This window comes from Moraxella catarrhalis, assembly GCF_001656295.1.
Classification (GTDB): Bacteria; Pseudomonadota; Gammaproteobacteria; order Pseudomonadales; family Moraxellaceae; genus Moraxella; species Moraxella veridica.
The window spans coordinates 148,127-168,605 of sequence record NZ_LXHE01000014.1; the positions used below are offsets into that span (position 1 = coordinate 148,127).

Genomic DNA, 20,479 nt, shown 5'->3' on the forward strand with positions numbered 1-20,479 from the left:
ATACAGCCAATTTTAGCGCTCATATTAGCTTTCTATGAAACGATTTTTTCTTATCCGTCATGCCCAAAGTGAATCCAACGCAGGCATTATCATCAACCAAAATCATCTCATCAATCTGACCGAACTGGGCATCAAGCAAGCCGAATCACTCAGCACAAAGCTCATAAAAATGCTGCCCAATCCACAAGCGGTGTTTGTGTCGCCATATATTCGTACCGCACAGACCGCCAAGCCTTATTTGACTAAGCTTGGGCGTGAAAGTCAGCTCATTGATGCGCTCCAAGAGTTTAATATGCTCGATTTTCAAAGGATTGAGCGAAAGTGCTTAGCCGAAATTCGTGTGATGGCAGATGAATTTTGGGCAACCGATAACGCCCATCGTGACAGCGATCAGACGGACTCTTTTGATGGATTCGTAACGCGCGTCAAGACCGCCAGACAAGCTTTTGCCCAGATGGATGATGGCGATTATGTGGTCTTTACCCATGGCATGTGGATTGGGATGCTCATTTGGCAGCTGCTTCATGCCGATGGTCAAAAAGTCCATGATAAGCGCGCCTTTGCTGCGTATGAGCTGGCTGTCCGCCCAAATAACTGCGATGTGTATCTGCTGACCATCTCAAATAATGGCGAACAGATTGGCAAGCTCCATAGCGATGACAATGACAAAAGCATGATCATGTAAGGTAAAATTTAGCAAATCCAAGATGATTTATCACCAAGCTTTTGATATACTAAAACCAACCCAACGGCTTGGCAAACTAAGGAGAAAGTGATGTATCAGCATGTATTACTCGTGACCGACCTAAAAGACGACACCGACTTGGTCGCTCAAAAAGCCAAATGGATTTTGGAGTCAGAACCACAAGCTCAGCTTTCGGTTTTACACATCGTCGAAGAGACCATGCTTGGCTTTGGGTATGAGCTGATCCCTGCGTCAGCCTTGCACGAACAAATCGACGATGAACGCTGCCAAAAAGCTCGTGTACGCCTAGCAGAAGTGCTTGCGCGTAACCACTTACAGGCGCACCATGTCAATATCAAGACCGCCATCTCAGGGCGTAAAGGCATTGTTGATTATTGCCGAGCGCATGCGGTGGACTTAGTGGTGATTGGTCGCCATAAGCGAACAGGTCTGTCAGCGTGGATTGCTGGCGCGACTGCTGATAGCATCTTGCCTGATGTTGAAAGCGATCTATTGGTCGTTCAATTAGCCGCCGACTGATCCTGACATCTCATAAATTAAGTCGTTTGATTGTGACGATCAGATGGCTTATTTTAATTTGTATTAAATCACTGATTAATGCTAATCTAATGGCATCAATCAACCATCCACCCACAATTCAAAGAGAATACTCCATGTATGATGTAGTTGCCATCGGCAATGCCTTGGTTGATACTGAGTTTACCCTATCTGATGATGCTTTAGATGCCACAGGTTTAACCCGCGGTAATATGACACTGGCAGATACCGAAACCCAAAACGCGCTGTTTGCTAAGCTGGATGAACAAAATCTAAAACCTGCCAAACAAGCTGGCGGCGGCTCGGCAGCCGTGGCATTTGCAGCTTTGGGTGGTCGTGCTTATTATCACTGCCGAGTCGGGGGTGATGATATGGGTGATTTTTATTTGGGAGATTTGGCAGACTCTGGCGTCGATACAGATGCTGATTATGCCGTACAAGTCAATGGCACGACGGGCTCCTGCGCCGTACTGGTGACACCAGACGGAGAGCGCACGATGCAGACCCACTTGGGGGCAAGCAGCGAGATTGACGCTACCAATATTAATTTTCAGACGCTGATGGGTGCAAAGTGGCTGTATTTAGAAGGCTATCTAGCCATGTCGCCTTCTATCAGCGAAGCACTTGGCGAGATGCACAAACAGGCGCGCGCTGCTGGCGCTAAGATTGCAGTGAGCTTTGCTGATCCTGCCGTCGTTAAATTTGCCAAAGATGGGCTGACTGCCATGCTAAGCCGAGGTGTGGATGCCGTGTTCTGTAATGCTGATGAAGCAGCACTGTTTGCCGAGGCGGATGGCGATGCCGACTCTGTCAATGCACTGCTTAAATACAGCGACTTGGTGGTCATCACCAATTCCGACAAGCCTACGACCATAGCCTGCCGCGGCGATAATGGCATCATCGAGCACAGCATTGAGAGTGTCGCTGTCAGCCAAGTCATTGACTCCAATGGTGCAGGTGATAACTATGCCGGTGCTTTTTTATACGGTTTATCCCAAGGTTTGGACTTGCCAAGCTGCGGCCGCTTAGCTGCTGCGGTGGCCTCTGCGGTTGTCAGTCAGTTTGGTCCACGCCTGCTCGTTAAAGACTATCAAGCCATTAAAGATTCTGCCATATAAGACAAACCCCCTTTGACGATCATCAAAGGGGGCTTTATTCAAATTATTTATAATATGCGTTGTCCGAGACGCTGTGGTCGGTATCGTCTACCACTTGGGTAAGTTCTGGGATTTGTTGTTTTAACTGCACTTCCACCCCTTGGCGTAAAGTCACATCAACCGCCGAGCACCCTTGGCAACCGCCGCCAAATTTCAAAACAGCTGTTAATCCTGCTTCATCTTCAATCACCTCCAACAAATCTACCGAACCGCCATGACTGGCAAGATTGGGGTTAATTTCTGATTGCAGCACATAATTAATACGCTCTTCGATGCTGGCATTTTCGCCGACTTGTGGCACTTTTGAGTTGGGCGCGCGGAAAGTCAGCTGACCACCAAAGCGATCTTTATTATAATCAATCACCGCATCATGCAGATAAGGAATGCTATCAGCATCAATATGGGCGGTAAATTTGGCATAATCAATGTGCAAATCTTCCTCATCAACTTCATCAGGCTGACAGTAGCTCATGCAGCACTCGGCACGGGGCGTGCCTGCATGTTCCACAAAAATACGCACACCAATCCCCTCTTCTTCTTGCTTGGCAAGCAAATCGGCTAAATACTCTTGGGCGGATTCGGTAATTTTGATATTACTGGTTAACGCTTCACTCATGGCAACTCTCTTTTTAATTATCCTGTCAAAATAACATGGCTTAAGCCCAAATCAAGCCCATCAAGCGATGGCACTATTGAACCCTAAGCAACAAATCATGCAAATCTTTATCCTATATGGTAACATAGCCTAACTTTATCAACCCAACTTTTTTTAATTTTGGATAAAAATATGCACTCAGCACGGCAGTTTGATTATTTGGTTTTTATTGGGCGGTTTCAGCCATTTCACCAAGGTCATCATCATGTCGTGATGCAGGCACTGGCGCACGCAGATCGGGTGATTGTTTTGATTGGCTCGGCGAACGCACCACGCACCCCAAAAAATCCGTTCACTGCCGATGAGCGGCGCACCATGATTTTAAATAGTTTTGGCGAAATTGAGCGTGAGCGTATACACTGCGTCCCCATTAACGACGCCACTTATAATGATAATAAATGGCTGATCGGTGTGCAGCGCGCCATAACGAGCATGACAGGCGACAGCGCCCAAAAACGCATCGGCATCATCGGGCACACCAAAGACGAAAGCTCATATTATCTGCATCTTTTTCCCCAGTATGACAGCTTTGAGGTAGATAATTTTCAAGGGCTGTCCGCCACGCCGATCAGAAAAGCGTATTTTGGTGATGATTTGGATAAAAAGTCCACCGCATTTGAGAGGCTGACTGCTGCCAGTGGCGAGTTTTTAGATGTGTTTGAGCGCACGGATAGCTATCATTATCTTAAGCAAGAGTATCAGCACATTCAAGCCTATCAAGCAGCTTGGCAGACAGCACCTTATCCACCCAACTTCATCACCAGCGATGCACTGATTGTGCAATCGGGGCATATTTTGCTTATTGAGCGTGGCGGTGAATATGGGCAAGGACTGTACGCTTTACCTGGCGGTTTTGTGGATACTAATGAAGATTTTTATCAAGCATGTTTGAGAGAAGTTCAAGAAGAAACAAATCTAGATATCAGCTTACTCAAAAACAGCCTGATAACAGCGACTTTGTTTGATGAGCCCAAACGCAGCCAAAGAGCTCGTACGGTGACGATGGTGTATTATTTTGAGCTACCAAAGCGGCAAACCCTACCTGATATCCAAGCTGGTGATGACGCAAATCGTGCCTTTTGGCTACCTTTATCCAAACTAAATGCGGTACAGATGTTTGAAGACCATTATGGTATCATCTGTCAGTTACTTAAAATTTGACTGCGATAACATGCAAAGTTTAAGATGTGGCTTTTTGCCACATCTTAAACTGATATTAAAAATACCAATAAACCGTGCAATCATACACTTGCAACGAAAATACTTACCCAAACTGGGCAAACAACTCATTTAACGCTTCGCTCATCGTTGGGTGAGTGAAAATATAATCCCTAACCTCTTGATAAGTCAGACCCTGACGAATTGCCAAATCCATAAAGTTAATCAACTCATGGGCATTATCACATAACAACTGCACGCCCAGTATTTTATCGGTTTTGGCATCAATCACCGCCTTTAATAGTCCATCGGTTTGCTCTAAGATTTTGGCTTTGGGAATGTTGACCGCCTCTAAAACAGCCGTCTTAACGGCATGCCCTTGCTCCTTGGCAACTTGCTCGGTCATGCCAACATTGGCAAGCGGTGGATTGGTAAACACCGCATAGGCAAAAGTGCGTCCTTTTGTGGTATATGTGCCATCACCCAACACTTGACTTTTGACCACCCGATAATCGTCCAAGGAAATATAAGTAAACTGTGGACTGCCTGCCACATCACCCATCGCATAGATATGTGGCACGCTGGTTTGTAGCCTATCATTAACGGCAATGTTGCCTTTATCCGTCAATATGACGCCTGCTTTATCAAGGTCTAACCCTTGCGTATTTGCCCGACGACCTGTTGCCACCAAAATCGCATCTGCCATCAATTCCCCATCTTCAGTTACAACCATCGCATGATTGTTGGCATCCTTAACCTGCTTAATTTGTTGCTTGGTTTTGACAGTGATTTGTTTGTTTGCCATGATGCCCAACAAATTTTGGCGAATGTCAGCATCTTCTTTTGGTAAAAAAGTATCGGCAGTTTCTAAAATCGTGACCACACTGCCAAACCCAGCAAAGATAAAGGCAAATTCCAACCCAATATATCCCCCACCGATGATGACCAACTGTTTTGGCAATTGGGTTAACTGCATGATGCTGGTGCTGTCATGGGCAAATTTGCTGTCTTTTAGCCCATCAATGGGTGGTTGCCAATTATATGCCCCTGTATTGATATGAATGTGGTCAGCGGTGATTTTTAGAGTGTCATCAGCTGTCGTCACCTGCACGGTCTTATCATCAATAAAACTGGCTTCACCTGTGATGACCGTGGCGTTATCTAATTCATTGACTTTATCAAAATTGGCTTGATTGAGCTTAGCAATCAGTTGATTTTTACGGGCAATGGCATCGCTTAATGACACATCACGCTCATGTGATAAAAATGCCAATTTTTTTGATGGAATACACCCAATATTAATGCAAGTACCCCCATACATATCGGCAGATTTTTCTACCAAGATGACCTCTTTACCTGCTTTAGCAAGGGTTTGAGCCAAAGTTTTCCCTGCTTTACCAAAACCGATGATGAGATGCTCAGTGTGGCGGATATTGTGAGAATTTGTCATAACTTACCCTTAAAAAAGCCCTAAAAAAATGAAAATAAACCAAAATGGCTGTTAAACCAAACTAACTCAGTTAAATAAACGAACAAGTTAAACAGGCGAGCTGAAATTAAACAACCTAAAAAACCGAACTTAAGTTAAAACCAAACCTAAGCCAAGACTTTAGATTTTACCCAAATTGAGCATGGTTATCCAGCCAAATAATAATCCAATCACCTTTTATCAACCAATTATTAAGGTTGTTTCAAGCACTGTTACATAAACAACACAAGCCAATAACGCATCATGCCTGTTTTAAAAATGATTGGTTGTTATAATCAAGGCGTAAGTGAATTTTTTGTTGTTTTTAAGTGGCTTTTTTAAATGACATAGCTTAGTTTAGCAATGTTGCCTGCTTAAAAGTAGTTGCCTGCTTAAAAATACTGCCCACTTAAATCAATCATTTGGCTTAGATTTGGTTAAATTTTAAATTTAAGTTAAGAATTTAAGTTAAGAGCTTCAATAAAAATTTACTTATTTGTTTATCACACATTAATATGAGGATAACATGATGACCACACAAAACAATCAACAAAATAACGGCAAAGTTGCCATCGTAACAGGGTCTGCCGCAGGTTTGGGCAATGCCATTGCCACTCGTTTGGCAAAAGATGGTTTTAAAGTGGTGTTGCATGACATCAGCGAAGACAATTTAAAAACAGCCAAAGATGAATTTGACAAAGCAGGCTATGAGAGCATCAGCGTTGTTGGTGATGCCTCTAAAAAAGACGACCAAATCCGCTTGGTCGATGAAGCGGTTAAGGCATTTGGACAGATAGATGTGTTTGTCAATAACGCAGGGGTTGAGTCGGTTGAGCCATTTTTGGCAATTGAAGAAAAAGAGATTGACCGTGTGCTTGGGGTGAACATTAAAGGCGTGATTTTTGGCACACAAGCGGCGGCTGAGCAGATGAAAAAACAAGACGGCATCGGCAAAATCATCAATGCGTGCAGCATTGCAGGACATGAATCTTATGAGATGCTAAGCTTATACAGTGCCACCAAGCATGCGGTGCGTTCGTTCACCCATTCTACCGCCAAAGAGCTTGCCGAGCATAATATCCGTGTCAATGCTTATTGCCCAGGGGTTGCTGACACGCCGATGTGGGAGCGTATTGATGCTGCTTTTGTTGAGCATAAAGGCTATGAACCAAAACAAGCATGGAAAGAGTTTACCCAAGGCATCTTGGTTGGTCGCCCACAACAGCCAGAAGATGTTGCCAACTTGGTGTCATTTTTAGCGTCCAAAGATGCCGATTACATCACAGGTCAAACCATACTGACCGATGGTGGCATGGTGTTTAGATAATGGTATTTAGATAATGGTGTTTAGATAATTGACAATGTGATGACTGACATAATAACATTGGCGACATTGAAAGCAACATTAAAAAAAAAGCATTGGGAGAGTTGCCCAATGCTTTTTGTGGATAATACTTTTTGTGAATCATTCAAAGGTTGTTTTATTAACTAAAATTGCCCATAAATCATAGACTTACCATGATATGTTGATTTTGAATGGTTTGGTATCATAAAAAATTTAAGGTGTTTTAGATGCCAATAGGTTATGCAGAAGTGGTTAGAGTCGTTGTATTTGATGTCATTGATACCGATGATGATGGCTTGGTTTATCGGCTTGAGGTGCTTAAATCTGGTCATGGTTTTAAAGGTCAGTTATTTAGATTAGACACTTTTTCTTTACAATGTTCTTTTGTTGATAGTAAGCCTGACGAAAGTTTTTATATATTAGATACCCACTCTCACTCTGTGGATTTAGATAACAAAGTATTTGATGACCCACAAAGTTGCATTGACTTTGTTGCTAACGCCCTAAAAGAAAATTTTTCCTAAAATTAGACGCTTTATTCGCTTGATAAGCGTTAATATATCGTAAATCCAAAATAAAGTTAAGATAAGGCAGGCGAGTGAATTTGTATCAATAATACTTTGAGTTAGTATGATGCTGTATTCGTTTTATTTTGGGCAGACAATAGGTCGTATATGATTAAAAATGGAGACATGATTTATGACAGTACACTCAGTGAAACACTCAGTTAAAAAAACCAAGCGGTTTGCTTTGCCCATGGTGATGTCGTTGACTGCCATGATGGCATTGACCGCTTGTGGCAGCCATCTGGCATCGCAACCCAGCTCTGCTAAAACCATGCCCACCCAAACCATGGAGCATCACGCCATGAACACAACACACACCACCAAAACCATCGCCAGCCGTTATGATTTTAATGACACCGTCAGTCGCTTGCAGTCTGCTTTTAAAGATAAAAACATGACCATCTTTGCCACCATTGACCACCAGCACGCTGCCCAACAAGTGGATTTGGACATGCAGCCTGCCAAAGTCATCGTTTTTGGCACACCAAAAGCAGGCACGCCATTGATGAAAAAAGACCCTCATTTTGCGTTAAAATTACCCCTTAAAGTGCTGGTTACCGAAACAGATGGTCAGGTTTGGGTCAGCTTTGAAGACACGCACGCACTGATAGCAGGCAGTCAGATTGACTTTGATGATGTCAAAGACACGCTTGCCAATGCTGAAAAATTGATTGAAAAAACCGTAACCCAATAGTGATATTTTAATAACTTTTAGTTTTAATAACTTTTAGTTTTAATAGCTTTTAATTTTAATAACTTCACAATCAATCCATTCCATCAGGAGACGATGATGAAACACGCCGTTTTATTGGCATTATCCGTGGCAACTTTTGGCTTAAGTGCCTGCTCATTCAATGCCACCGCTCAAAATCCAACCACAACAACCGCCATCAGCCAGCCCCCTGCCAAAGCCTTGGGTGTGTGGATTGATGTTCGTAGTGCTGAAGAGTATGCCAATGGGCATTTACAAGGGGCATTAAACATCACGCCCGACCAAATCGCAAGCCGTATTGAAGCCATTGAGCCGAATAAAAACGCCCCCATCAATTTGTACTGTCGTTCTGGTCGCCGTGCTGAGGTGGCTCGCAAGACACTCTTAGAAATGGGCTATACCAATGTGGTTAACCATGGCGGTTATCAAGACTTGTATGAGAAAGGTTATCGTTGATGGTTGGCAGATGCCAATAAGACGGTAAGAGCAGCCATAAGCTTATAAAATTAGCGTGCCAGTTATTTTTTGGTGATAGTGATTTTAAAATCTAATGTATTAAAAAACAACTTTAAAAAATAACTTCGGCACGCCCAAAGATGGATGCGTGATGACTGCGAGCGTCGTGTTTACTGTTGTAGTAACTCACATCAGTTTGTAAGAATAGCCATGGTCGCCATACAGGTTGGCGATAGCCTGCATAAGGTCCGTAAGTATTTAGGTATACTTTTTTATCTTGGATATTACCGCCCACATATAAACCATAATTTAGCTCTGATTGGCCATGTTTGACAGGCATAACATGACGCTGAAATAAACTGCTGTGCCAATAAAGATTTTCCTCTCCTTTGTGGGTATAATGCAGCTGGCTACGACTGACCAAATCACTATGCTCAGATTGTGGCTGAGTGAACTCAAGCGTTGAAACAGCGGTATGTTCTGTATGTGAGCCATAACGATACATTTGCTCAAAACGCATCGTAATATCATGCGACATTTCCCATTTTTTTTCGGCTTTGGCACGGATATAGACATCATTTGACCTGACGCCCAAATCTATATCAATATCTTTATTACGACGAAATTTAGACCATCTGAGTGCCAAAGAAGAGTTATTCTCTCGTGTTTCACGGCGATCGTATCGGCGATCATTAGCATTTGGCATAACTGTACGATCATCACTCAATGCACCATCACGGGTTTCATAATCCAATGAATCATCACCAAAAACCAAACTAAGGCGATTTTCAAGGGTTGGCAGCTTGATTCGACCTCGCACGCGCGGCTTGATTTTGGTGCCATCATACTCATTCCAGGTCGTATCTACCATCACGCGTAAACTGGCTCTGGCAGATTGTTTTGATCTTTTTTCACCAAACCAACCATCAATATTATCCGCACTGTCTTGAAGCCAGTCTTTGAAGTTCTGATGATTTTCATCAACCCACCCTGCCTGGTCTTGATCAGGAGTCTGATCCTCCGTTTCGGTCTGCAGCGGAGTGTCATTGGCTTGAGTATTTGACTCATTTGCCAAGGCGATCGGCGCCGCGCTCATCATCAGCGCGTAAATCATAACATATTTAAATCGCATCAAAACCCCTACATTCTCATCCATCAGCCGCCAATTGATTGGCAAAGTTACAACTGACTTGTCCACATATTCACCCCAAACCCAATAAATAACATCGCAGCACTAAACATCGCAAGGCTACTCAAGACGGGGCGTTTTGAAAATTTTTCAGCCAACGCCTTGCCAGCATACACCAATAAAGTCAAATAGCTAACACTTACCATCTGTAAAATCACCGCCAACACCAAAAAGCTTAGCCATGGTTTATCATAATTTGGGTCAACAAATTGTACAAAAAACGACAGAAAAAATAAAATCGCTTTAGGGTTGGTTACGCTAAGACTGAGCGAACGATAAAAATAATTTTGTTTTTTTGGTGGCTTGATTGATAACTTTGACCTCATGATAGCTTGGCGATTTTTAAAGGTATGGTAAGCTCCGATAATCAAGCGAGTACCGATATAAGCCAAATAAGTACCACCAATCAGTTTGATGACATCAAAAACTTGTGGATATTGCTTCAGCATGGCACCCACACCAAAAACTGTTGCCATAATCAGTATGAGATCGCCAAGTAAAACGCCTGCGATTGCTCGCAAACCTGCTGTATGGCCATGCGATGCCGACACTGATAGGCAATACAAACTGTTCGGACCCGGCAAAATGATGACCACAACCACCGCCAAAAAATAAGTCAATAAATTGATTGTACCGAACATTACTCATCCGTATTAACAGCTTATCAAAATTTGCCCACTATAGCGAATTTATTTTTTACTTGCAATTATTTCGTAAATTTTAGTCATAAAAATACCCCAAAAATTATCTAACTTTTGGGGCGATTGCAATTTTTTGCAATTTTTGAGTCAATGCCAATACGACTAAAGGCTATCGTTGACCTTGCGATTCTTGAATGGCTTGCATTTGAGCATCAATGATTGCCTGCTGTTCGGCAGCTATGGCTTTTTCATCAGAAACTTTTTTTAGGTCAATCACAAAGACCAAAACGCTGTTTGGACCAATGCCAGCATTGTGCATACCGTGTTCACCGTATGCCATTTGGCTTGGAACATACAGCTCATATTTGCCACCTTCTTTCATCAGTTGCAAGCCTTCAGACCAGCCTTCAATGACCTGACTTAGCATGAATGGTACGGCCTCACCTTCAGATGAATCAAACACCGTACCATCAATCAATCTGCCTTCATAAGCTGCATAAACACCATCTTTGGCCGTGGGAGATTTACCCGTACCCTCAGTAATGACTTTATATTGAAGACCTGATGGTGTTGTCTTTACGCCATCTTTTTTAGCGTTTTCAGCCAAAAACTTTTCACCGTCAGCCTTATTGGTAACGGCAGCTTGTTGTTGTTTTTGAATAGCTTCTTCGGTTTTACGCTTTTCATATGCTTGACCCAATGTTTGAATCTGCTTTTTGGTTAACGCACTCTCAACACCCGCATAGCCATCTTTAAACGCTTTGATATAAATATCAATGTCTAAATTTTCTTCAATTTTTTTCATAGACTCGCCTGCGTCATAGCCAAACACATAGCTGACTTGTTCAATCTCTGTGCTTTTATCGCTAACGACGGTTGACTTTTCGCCTGCTTTAGGCAGCGAAGCTGAAGTGTCTTTTTGACAGCCTACCAAAATCAATGTTGCTGCCATGGTGGCAACCAATGCATGTTTTTTCATAAATGGTCTCTGTATGATTTCTATGTAATATAAAAAGTGATGTAATATAAAAAAGTGTGGTATGAATAAAGTTGGCTAATCATACCAAAAATTACCATCGTTTACCATGCCTTAAGTAAGGTTTTTGAAGCAGATTTGATAAAAATCTTGTATCGTTCTTGTGAATATTCTTACTTATGGCTTCTGATAAAACACGCCCACAACCATTTAATCTCTTGGGCTAAGCGGTATCATTTCAAAAAAAGATTTTTTCCTATCTTGCCCAATTTATCCATCTGTGCAAATTTTTAATGACAGTATTGCTTTTGGGTATTAAGACAGTCATCATAGTAACAAAAAACCTGCCTAAGACTTTAGACAGGTTTTTTGTTAGGGCTACGACAAAGTAACTTTAAATCACCTATATAGTCATCAAGCCCTACCCACCAATCTTCTTATACTTCATCCGCTTAGGCGTGGCATCTGCCCCAAGTCGCTCTTTACGCCATTTTTCATATTCGCTATAATTACCATCAAAAAACTCTGGCACTTCGTTCTCAAATGACAAAATGTGCGTACAAATACGGTCCAAGAACCAACGGTCATGCGACACCACCATGACCGTACCAGGGAATACCTGCACCGCATCTTCTAAGGCACGCAAGGTCTCCACATCAAGGTCGTTGGATGGTTCATCCAGTAAGATGACATTTGCCCCTTGTTTTAGGGTCTTGGCAAGTTGCAAGCGGTTACGCTCACCGCCTGATAAGTTACCAACGAGTTTTTGTTGGTCTTGCCCTTTAAAGTTAAAGCGTCCGATATAGGCACGGCTTGGTGTGGTATACTCACCCACAGTAATCATGTCAAGCCCATCTGAGACCTCCTCCCACACGGTTTTTTTATCATCCAGCTCATCTCTGACCTGCCCCACATAGGCAACTTTCACGCTCTCGCCAACCTCTACTGTGCCTGTATCTGGCGTGTCTTTACCTGTAATCATGTTAAAAAGTGTGGTTTTGCCAGCACCATTTGGGCCCACAATGCCGACAATTGCCATGGGTGGCACAGTAAATGATAAGTTTTCGTACAACAAGCGTCCATCAAAAGATTTTGAGATGTTATTCACCTCAATGACTTTATTGCCAAGGCGTGGTCCTGGCGGAATATAAATCTCCGCCGTTTCGTTACGCTGCTGAAACTCTCGTGAGTTCATCTCCTCAAAGCGTTCTAGGCGAGATTTGGATTTGGCTTGCTGACCTTTTTGGTTTTTACGCACCCATTCTAGCTCTTGTTTTAGTGCCTTGGCAAAGGCCTCTTCTTGTTTTTGTTCTTGTTCTAGGCGTTTATTTTTTTGTTCTAGCCACTCGGTGTAGTTGCCTTGGTAAGGATAGCCATAACCACGGTCTAGCTCCAAAATCCACTCAGCGACATTGTCAAGAAAATAGCGGTCGTGCGTAATCGCCACAATCGTGCCAGAATAATCTTTTAAGAAGCGTTCAAGCCATGCCACAGACTCTGCATCCAAATGGTTGGTCGGTTCATCCAAAAGTAGCATGTCAGGCTTGGACAACAGCAAACGACACAAAGCAACACGGCGTTTTTCACCGCCTGACAGCTTAGACACATCAGCATCCCACGGCGGCAGGCGAAGGGCATCGGCGGCTTTTTCTAGCTGAGTGTTTAGGTTATGAGCGTCCCACGCTTGAATGATGTCTTCCATTTTGCCTTGTTCGGCTGCCAATTTGTCAAAATCAGCATCAGGCTCGGCATATTCAGCATAGATTTGGTTTAGGCGTTCTAGGGCATCTAAAGCCTCACGCACACCATCTTCCACATTGCCACGCACATCTTTGGCAGGGTCAAGCTGTGGTTCTTGGGGCAGATAGCCAATTTTAATGCCTGTTGCTGCTCGTGCTTCACCGCTAAATTCTGTATCCACACCCGCCATGATACGCAGCAGCGTGGATTTGCCAGCACCATTTAGACCCAGCACGCCAATTTTGGCACCTGGGAAAAAGGACAATGAAATGTCTTTTAAAATTTCACGCTTTGGCGGAACAAGTTTTGACACTTTGTTCATGGTGTAGATGTATTGAGCCATAATAAGCCTTAGTTAGTTTATTTTGATTGGATTGAGTTCAATGATTACTAAAAATAGTTAAGATAAAAAGTAAAACAAGTCAATGCTTTATTATCGCATGCTTTAGAAAGTGGGGCAAGATATTTACATCGCACTTCATTTGATTAACATGGCATTTTTGTATAAAAATTAACAGATTATTTTAATCATATTGATTTTATGCTAGTATGATCTGATACAATCAGATTAACACAGATAAAACAAGTCCAAGGAGTAATCATCATGACAAACCCAACTATCACCCACAGCCCCGACATACAGCGTTTTGAAACTACCATTGATGGGCATACTGCGTATCTAAGCTATGCCATTATTGATGATAATACGCTAAATTATCATCATACTTTTGTTCCGCCACAGTTAGGCGGTCGTGGTGTTGGTACGGCATTGGTGAAATACGCTGTTCAATATGCCAATCAAAATAACAAAACCATCATACCAAGTTGTAGTTTTGTGGCACATTACATCAATAAGCAGCACACAAAATAAAACTGATCAACCCAAAATACCGCTGATTTTGTGGCTTTATTAATCAACATCGTCGGTCTGATGACTTAAACAGTCTCAAGTGTCGCACTTTGATTTTAATGATCGTTGATTTTTAGTTATCAGTGCTGTTAATTGATGGTATAATGTCATATCAATGACTGATTTCATCATCATACCAACTGCTGTATAATAGCATATCAGCATCATACCAACCGTACATTAACTGAATTGGTGTGTGTTAAGTGATTGTCTGATGGTATTATAAGGCTGATTATGTGGCATCGTTCTTATCACCTTTTAAACACTAAGTTTTATCCAAACGCCAAGCTTCATCAATTGTCTAAGCTTCACCGATTGTGGTTTGGCTGGGTATTGGCGGTTTTGGCTTGGTTGATGCTACTGATGCCCATGACATCTTCACTATGGGTGGAAAAACCAAAGATTGGTTATAATATTTGTATTAAGCTTGCCCCCATTATCAATCATATCAATCAGTCGCACCAAACCCATGCTCACTTTCACCAAGCACACACGCACCAAACACACACGCATTTTTCAAAAAAAGATAACCAAACTCCCCATAAACATGACTGTGATATTTGTCTAAGTGCCATGTCTTTTGCATTGCCAGCGGGTGCTTTGAGTTTGTCTGGTCATATTTTACAATTCAACAGACAATTAGGCGCTTTTTATCGTCAGTTGCGTTTGCAGTTTTTATTTTTCTTACGCCCGCCAAGCCGTGCTTCTCCTTATTATTCTTAATCAAATCACTCCAAAATTCATCAAAATTCATCAAAATTTGTCAATCATGACATTGACAAAAGCAGATTTATTTTGGCCTATAAAACCAATTCACACGATTTTATTGAGACACGATTTTATTGAGAATAGTTATGAGCAAAAGCATCAAATCCAATCTTTCATCAAAACACAGTCAATCAACAACACCGTAGCATTATTTACGCATTTGGCGGTGGCATTTTTATGCAGGGTTATTTGTCATACCATTTTTGGTGATTTTGGCCGGCACAGGGCTTGGCATGATTATATTATCCAATACGGTTGGCAAACAAGGTGAGCTTATCAGCGTATCGCCACAAAACACCAGTATGGCAGTGTCTCATCAAGCTCACATCGCCACATCAAACATCGCTGGCGGACAAGTGACACAATACATCGCTCCAAAAGATGATCACCATGCTGCCGCTTTTTTGGTTAAAAATCACGATACGCAAGTTGCCAACTGGGTCGCCATAGACCCCTACACCGCTCAAATCGTTGGCACACAACCGCAAAAATCTGGCTTATATCACACATTAGACAGCATTCATGGTGATTTATTGATGGGTAAAACAGGAGATTTATTGCTTGAAACAGCGGCTTCTTTAACCATTTTATTAATCATCACTGGCATCTATCTTTGGTGGCAAAAACGCAAAAGTGTCATAAAAATGTTGACCGTACAAGACACCAAAACAAAACGCAACTTATGGCGTGAAATACACGCAGTTTTAGGCAGCTGGACTGCCATTGTGTTGTTATTTTTTTGTATCACAGGCTTGGCTTGGGCTGGGATTTGGGGAGAAAAAATCGTGCAAGCATGGAATCAATTTCCTGCTGGCAAATGGGGCGTAGAACCTGTGCCTACCTCCAGTTTACCCGTTGATACTGCCCATGATGACGCATCATACCAGCAACAAAATACAGCAGATACACCCCATCATGCCACAGATATCTCAGCACCCACACACGGCGACGCTCTTAATGACGGCACAAAACAAGTGCCTTGGGTACTTGAAAAAACCCCCATGCCAAGCTCCACGCCCACATCAAACGCATGGCAAATGACGCAACCAGACATTGATTTTATTGATAACATGGCTAAAAACATGGGCTTTGTGGGACGATATCAAATCAACTACCCCAAAACTCCAACAGGCGTTTGGAGCATTAGCCAAGATTCGATGAGCTATGACAGCCCCAATCCAACCGCTGACCGCACAGTACATATTGACCGTTATTCTGGTGAGATATTGGCAGACATTCGCTACCATGACTATTCAGCATTTGGTAAGTTTATGGCGGTTGGTATTGCACTACATATGGGGACAGCGGGGATTTTTAGTATTTTGGCAAATCTCTTATTTTGCTTAAGCGTCATTGCCATTTGTATCAGTGGTCTTGTGATGTGGTGGCAACGCAGGCCCGCCACCAATATTCATAAGAATAACAAATCCGCTTTACCGATGGGCTTAATCCCCCCCCAGCCAGTCAAAAAGACATTCCCATTTGGTGGGGTTTTGGTGGGGTGTTATTATTAATTTCAGCACTCTTTCCCATGGGGTTGTTTGCCATCTTGGTTATCGTCATTTTAGATTGGCTCATCATCAGCCGAGTTCCATTATTAAGTAAACTATTAAAATAACCAAGCCTGACAATATCGTTTATCATACAAAAAGTGGCCTTAGCTTAATTGGCCACTTTTTATTGTTTTTTCATTAATAACTATCCTCACTAATACTATCAATCATCAGCCACCACCGCAGTCATACTCACAGCAGTCGCTGCTGCCATCTTAGTTGTTGTATCTGTTTTTTGATCTCATCATTGATACTCATATGGGCATGATTTGGCTGATTAGCATGGCATAATTTACACAGGCACATTAAATTATGCTGGCTATTATTCTGCTTTACACCATCAATATGATGCACATCGGTCAAATGCTGATACCCAGATAAGTTAACGCCACAGACTTGACAAAGATAGCCTTTGCTTTTTTTAAAGTTACGACTTATTATCGACCAATCTTCTGCATAACCACCCTTATTTTGTCCCACATATTCAGGCAATTTGGTAAATTTGGTCTGATAATCACCATTAAAAAATGCCAAAAAATCAAAGTTTTGCCTAAAAATTGCTTGTGTTTCGATTGATAAATAACCATTATAATTAAGAAGTTTTAAACAATGATGACATGGCATCAGCTTAGTTGTATGTGTATCGCCAACATTATTAACAATCTCAAATAAGCCATTTTGATTTTTATTAATGTGATAGCGATTCAACCGACTGTTGCTAGCCATATCATCAAGTGTCTTACATTGGGTAAAATGTACTTTTTTACCTGCATTCAAATCACCATTTTTAACTTGATCAAAACTATTTCCATAGCCATGGTCAGGAATAAATAACACGACTTTTCTGCCAAGATAGGCAAACACGCCTGTTTCATCAGTTGTCAGCTCAGACAAGCTATCAATCTGCACGCCCTCTGGTGTGGCAAGCTTCGTATCTAACTGTAAATCAAGGGAAACTCTTGGCTGAAGCTGAAATTCAACAAGATGATCAACCATCCTTTTGGTATTATTTATCAGCTCATCAAATACATTAATTTTCTTCATAAGAACTCTTGCCTATTTTTTGCATTTGTTCATCGGCATTGGTCAAAATACGAAAAGTCACTCTTTTTGATGCACCAGCATTCTCTAGCCCAGACTCATTTTTGATGGTTTTGGCAGAAGATAAGCCCACTGCTGCCAAATGTGTCTTTATCCATGGACGATACTGACTGACTTCAGGTATGGCATAAGCAAATTGTAAAACAGTACGGGTACGGTCTTGTGATAACCGCATGTTCTCAAAGTAAGCAGTATCAGCATCCACGCCCACCGCCCATTCGCTGCTGGTATGACCCTCGATACGGATTTCGCTAATGCTATCTTTATAGCGGTCGATGACTTTGATATAGCGTGGGGAAAAATCAGATAAAATTTCTTTATAATTATCCTGCAAATCAGATTGCCCTGTTTTAAATAAAATATCAGGAGATAAAAATGAGATGGTTAATGTATCTTTATCTATCTTTGCTCCCCATTTGGGCAAATCATCTGCAAATTCGTGTAACAATGCTTTATAAATTTGCTCTTGGGTATCCTGATATTCTTCAGCGATTTGCCGTACTTGTAAAATTAAGCTGATGGCAATGAACAAAAACAACACCATTAATCCACTCATCAAATCTGATATGGGCAACCACTGAGTACTCTCTTCTGATGATTGTCTTGAAGATAGCACACTTAATCTCATCTTGTTTATTATTGTCATCGCATTGGTCTTCCGTGACGAATGGTATTATTCATATGATTGACCAATTCTTTATAATCTTTGGTAAATTGGCTTGTCATACTAATCAAGGCACTGCCCATTTGCTGCAAATCTGACTCAATTTTTTTGGCTTCAGCGGTATTAAAATTATTAATTTGACCCTCTATACTGCCACTAACATCTTCTAAGGTTTGAGCAGCAATATTTGATAACTGATTCATCTGTTCTTGGATATTACTGGCGTGCTTTTCTGTGATATTTTTGATATCAATCTCAAGTTGACCAACCAGCCGCTCCAGTGTGTTTTTTAGCTCTTGAGTGGTGCTTTGCATGATGCTAGGCTGTGCTTCGATAGATTGACGAATCTGATGAAACTGTTCGGTCAGCTTTTGGCTGGCATCATCCATGCCCTGAAGCATGACATCGATTTGCTTGCTTAAAGCTGGTAGAGCAGCAACTGCCTTATCTTTCATATCAGCAAAAGTAGCCAAGTGATCATACAAAGTATCAATTTGCGTATGGTTCAACTCAATAGCATCGGTGAGCCTTTCCATAGAATCTGGAATGCTCTGGGTGTGATGTGCAATATGTGATAAATTATCATGAATATTTTCAATGGCTTGTTGTGTTGCTGCAACAGCATTTGTATGATTTTGATACTGAATCTGCATTTGTTCAAGCTGTTGTTTATAATTTTCTTGCCATTGAATCAACTCAAAGACGGCATGATTAAGCTGCTTAAAGTTTTCACCAAACTGTTCGGTTAGCTGATGATTAAAGTCTTTGATAAGCTGATTGAGTGCCAAAATCACCTCTTCGGTGGCAGATTTGGTCAGAATTTGGGCAGTTTCTTCAAGTTTATCCCACAAAGTAGAAGCAAATTGCTGGTTATTTTGTTTGACATATTCATGATGCGTGGTCAATGCTTGTAACAACTCTTCATGAATAACAGCAGTCTTTTTTTGTGTGTTGGTTTGTTCTGTAAGATGGTGTTCAATAAATTTAAGTATATTGCTGGCATCCACTTGGTCTGAATCAAGATTTTCGCTTTTATCTTGATGAATAGATGCCCAAATTTTTAGGATAATTGATAATAAGTAATCCGACAAAATTAAATAATTACATTAATAAACTGTTTAAAGTTCAAGTTTAACGTTGAACCGATATTAGCAAAAACACGATTTACACCGTAACGCAGTGAATCGAAATCGACATAATCACACGGTCTAAGCCAGCCTTGTTTTACCTCTTTCCATAAACGCTCAATAATATTAAGCTGTGGACTGTAAGGCGGTAAATAAAAGATAAACAAACCACGCTGTTGCCAAATCTTTAACCGCTTTTGAATCACTTTGGCAGTATGGACTCTGGCATTATCTAATACAAGTACCGTGTATTTGTTAATTTTTAATGATATCTCATCAATAAAGGTAAGTATATCATTAGCCGTCATATTCGTTTCGCTTAGTTGGTAATGAAACTGCATGGTTCTTGAGAGTAGACCAAAACAGTTAATATCTTTACCCCGTTGCACAGAAATGCTGATGTTTTCATCCTTGTGTTGCCAACCATAGGGTACATAGCCTGTTTGACTGATTTTGGTTTCATCGCCGTAGTATAGGTCGATGTGGTTGTTTTGGCTTAAGTTCTCAAGTATGGCAAGTTGCTGTTTTTTAAGTTGGTATAGTTTTAGGTGACATTGCCCTTTTAGTCGCATTCGGATGCGTTTGTAGGTGTAGCCAAGACTTTTAAAAAATGCTCAAGGGTGCGTTGGCTAAATTGTTTACCTGTTTGCTCAGTGAGTTCATTCATAATGAGTTTAACTCGTTGGTGTTCTCGGCTAATACAGTCTTTGACGATTTGTTCATGCTCATGGGTGAGTATGGCTTTTCTGCCTTGTCCTAGTTTGGTTTGTAGTCCTTGTATGCCATGCTCTCGGTAGCGTTTGATCCAGTTATAGACACTTTGGATGTTGGTGTCTAGTATGTTTGCTATATCTTTAGCTTTGTAGCCTTGGCTTTTGAGTAGAATGAGATGACATCGTTGTCGATAGACTGCTGTTTCGCCTAGTTTGTAGCCTTGCTCAAGTGCTTGTTTTTGAGTGTCTGTTAGTTCAATGGTGCTGATTTTCATTTGTGTTTAATGTTATGATGGGTAGTTGATAATATCATAACATTAATTTGGCGGATTACTTA

21 protein-coding genes and 1 pseudogene are annotated in these 20,479 nt (G+C 41.6%); 11 read left to right on the plus strand and 11 right to left on the minus strand.

The genetic code is table 11. From position 1 onward, the window contains the following. Nucleotides 1-34: 34 nt before the first annotated feature. The 3 genes from AO382_RS06835 (at nucleotide 35) to AO382_RS06845 (ending at nucleotide 2,361) form a co-directional block, all read left to right on the plus strand. Nucleotides 35-685 (plus strand): histidine phosphatase family protein, encoded by a 651-nt coding sequence (locus tag AO382_RS06835; RefSeq protein ID WP_064619337.1) that lies wholly within the window; start codon nucleotides 35-37, stop codon nucleotides 683-685. A gap of 90 nt (nucleotides 686-775) precedes the next feature. Beyond that, on the plus strand, nucleotides 776-1,225 hold the full coding sequence (locus AO382_RS06840; RefSeq protein ID WP_049237512.1) for a universal stress protein: 450 nt from the start codon (nucleotides 776-778) through the stop codon (nucleotides 1,223-1,225). A 134-nt stretch (nucleotides 1,226-1,359) separates the two neighbouring features. Beyond that, nucleotides 1,360-2,361 (plus strand): adenosine kinase, encoded by a 1,002-nt coding sequence (locus AO382_RS06845; RefSeq protein WP_064619340.1) that lies wholly within the window; start codon nucleotides 1,360-1,362, stop codon nucleotides 2,359-2,361. A gap of 43 nt (nucleotides 2,362-2,404) precedes the next feature. On the opposite strand, the gene nfuA is transcribed toward AO382_RS06845, so the two are convergent. Then, nucleotides 2,405-3,016, minus strand: a complete 612-nt coding sequence (gene nfuA, locus AO382_RS06850; RefSeq protein WP_064611716.1) for a Fe-S biogenesis protein NfuA — start codon at nucleotides 3,014-3,016, stop codon at nucleotides 2,405-2,407. Between the two features lie 171 nt (nucleotides 3,017-3,187). Here nfuA and AO382_RS06855 point away from each other — a divergent pair, with 171 nt between their 5' ends. Beyond that, nucleotides 3,188-4,216: a bifunctional nicotinamide-nucleotide adenylyltransferase/Nudix hydroxylase gene (locus tag AO382_RS06855; RefSeq protein WP_064619343.1), complete on the plus strand. Its 1,029-nt coding sequence runs from the start codon at nucleotides 3,188-3,190 to the stop codon at nucleotides 4,214-4,216. Between the two features lie 103 nt (nucleotides 4,217-4,319). Here the strand turns inward: AO382_RS06855 and AO382_RS06860 are convergent, their stop codons facing one another. Next, on the minus strand, nucleotides 4,320-5,663 hold the full coding sequence (locus AO382_RS06860; RefSeq protein WP_064619346.1) for an FAD-dependent oxidoreductase: 1,344 nt from the start codon (nucleotides 5,661-5,663) through the stop codon (nucleotides 4,320-4,322). A 547-nt stretch (nucleotides 5,664-6,210) separates the two neighbouring features. Between AO382_RS06860 and AO382_RS06865 the strand changes: the two genes are divergently transcribed. From AO382_RS06865 to AO382_RS06880, 4 genes are all read left to right on the plus strand, one after another. Continuing rightward, nucleotides 6,211-7,008, plus strand: a complete 798-nt coding sequence (locus AO382_RS06865) for an acetoin reductase (protein WP_064619405.1) — start codon at nucleotides 6,211-6,213, stop codon at nucleotides 7,006-7,008. Between the two features lie 245 nt (nucleotides 7,009-7,253). Then, nucleotides 7,254-7,550, plus strand: a complete 297-nt coding sequence (locus tag AO382_RS06870; RefSeq protein WP_064619349.1) for a hypothetical protein — start codon at nucleotides 7,254-7,256, stop codon at nucleotides 7,548-7,550. Nucleotides 7,551-7,725: 175 nt separating this feature from the next. After that, nucleotides 7,726-8,286, plus strand: coding sequence for a DUF302 domain-containing protein (locus AO382_RS06875; protein ID WP_064619353.1), 561 nt, complete (start codon nucleotides 7,726-7,728; stop codon nucleotides 8,284-8,286). Between the two features lie 96 nt (nucleotides 8,287-8,382). Further along, complete coding sequence (locus AO382_RS06880) at nucleotides 8,383-8,760, plus strand: rhodanese-like domain-containing protein (protein ID WP_064619356.1); 378 nt, start codon at nucleotides 8,383-8,385, stop codon at nucleotides 8,758-8,760. Between the two features lie 112 nt (nucleotides 8,761-8,872). Here the strand turns inward: AO382_RS06880 and AO382_RS06885 are convergent, their stop codons facing one another. From AO382_RS06885 to ettA, 4 genes are all read right to left on the minus strand, one after another. Continuing rightward, nucleotides 8,873-9,892, minus strand: a complete 1,020-nt coding sequence (locus tag AO382_RS06885; protein ID WP_227513645.1) for a hypothetical protein — start codon at nucleotides 9,890-9,892, stop codon at nucleotides 8,873-8,875. 47 nt (nucleotides 9,893-9,939) lie between these two features. Continuing rightward, a complete protein-coding gene (gene leuE / locus AO382_RS06890) occupies nucleotides 9,940-10,590 on the minus strand; it encodes a leucine efflux protein LeuE (RefSeq protein ID WP_064619359.1) in 651 nt (216 codons plus the stop codon). Between the two features lie 169 nt (nucleotides 10,591-10,759). Continuing rightward, complete coding sequence (locus AO382_RS06895; RefSeq protein WP_064619362.1) at nucleotides 10,760-11,569, minus strand: FKBP-type peptidyl-prolyl cis-trans isomerase; 810 nt, start codon at nucleotides 11,567-11,569, stop codon at nucleotides 10,760-10,762. 418 nt (nucleotides 11,570-11,987) lie between these two features. Next, the gene (ettA, locus tag AO382_RS06900; protein WP_064619365.1) at nucleotides 11,988-13,649 is read right to left on the minus strand and encodes an energy-dependent translational throttle protein EttA; all 1,662 of its coding nucleotides are present in this window, start codon (nucleotides 13,647-13,649) and stop codon (nucleotides 11,988-11,990) included. A 261-nt stretch (nucleotides 13,650-13,910) separates the two neighbouring features. On the opposite strand from ettA, the gene AO382_RS06905 reads away from it, so the two are divergent. The 3 genes and pseudogenes from AO382_RS06905 (at nucleotide 13,911) to AO382_RS06915 (ending at nucleotide 16,602) form a co-directional block, all read left to right on the plus strand. Then, nucleotides 13,911-14,177: a GNAT family N-acetyltransferase gene (locus AO382_RS06905; RefSeq protein WP_064619374.1), complete on the plus strand. Its 267-nt coding sequence runs from the start codon at nucleotides 13,911-13,913 to the stop codon at nucleotides 14,175-14,177. A 273-nt stretch (nucleotides 14,178-14,450) separates the two neighbouring features. After that, nucleotides 14,451-14,939, plus strand: coding sequence for a DUF2946 family protein (locus tag AO382_RS06910; RefSeq protein ID WP_064619377.1), 489 nt, complete (start codon nucleotides 14,451-14,453; stop codon nucleotides 14,937-14,939). A gap of 203 nt (nucleotides 14,940-15,142) precedes the next feature. Then, nucleotides 15,143-16,602 (plus strand): annotated as a pseudogene (locus tag AO382_RS06915) (PepSY-associated TM helix domain-containing protein). A gap of 127 nt (nucleotides 16,603-16,729) precedes the next feature. Here the strand turns inward: AO382_RS06915 and AO382_RS06920 are convergent. From AO382_RS06920 to AO382_RS06940, 5 genes are all read right to left on the minus strand, one after another. Beyond that, nucleotides 16,730-17,581: an HNH endonuclease gene (locus tag AO382_RS06920; protein WP_064619380.1), complete on the minus strand. Its 852-nt coding sequence runs from the start codon at nucleotides 17,579-17,581 to the stop codon at nucleotides 16,730-16,732. Further along, nucleotides 17,568-18,182, minus strand: a complete 615-nt coding sequence (locus AO382_RS06925; RefSeq protein WP_064619410.1) for an OmpA family protein — start codon at nucleotides 18,180-18,182, stop codon at nucleotides 17,568-17,570. The genes AO382_RS06920 and AO382_RS06925 overlap by 14 nt, the downstream gene beginning before the upstream one ends. A gap of 98 nt (nucleotides 18,183-18,280) precedes the next feature. Then, on the minus strand, nucleotides 18,281-19,393 hold the full coding sequence (locus AO382_RS06930) for a hypothetical protein (protein WP_227513646.1): 1,113 nt from the start codon (nucleotides 19,391-19,393) through the stop codon (nucleotides 18,281-18,283). A 2-nt stretch (nucleotides 19,394-19,395) separates the two neighbouring features. After that, on the minus strand, nucleotides 19,396-20,001 hold the full coding sequence (locus AO382_RS06935; RefSeq protein ID WP_064618732.1) for an IS630 family transposase: 606 nt from the start codon (nucleotides 19,999-20,001) through the stop codon (nucleotides 19,396-19,398). After that, nucleotides 19,992-20,417, minus strand: coding sequence for a helix-turn-helix domain-containing protein (locus AO382_RS06940; protein ID WP_064617994.1), 426 nt, complete (start codon nucleotides 20,415-20,417; stop codon nucleotides 19,992-19,994). Before AO382_RS06940 ends, AO382_RS06935 begins: the two co-directional genes overlap by 10 nt. Between the last annotated feature and the right edge of the window lie 62 nt (nucleotides 20,418-20,479).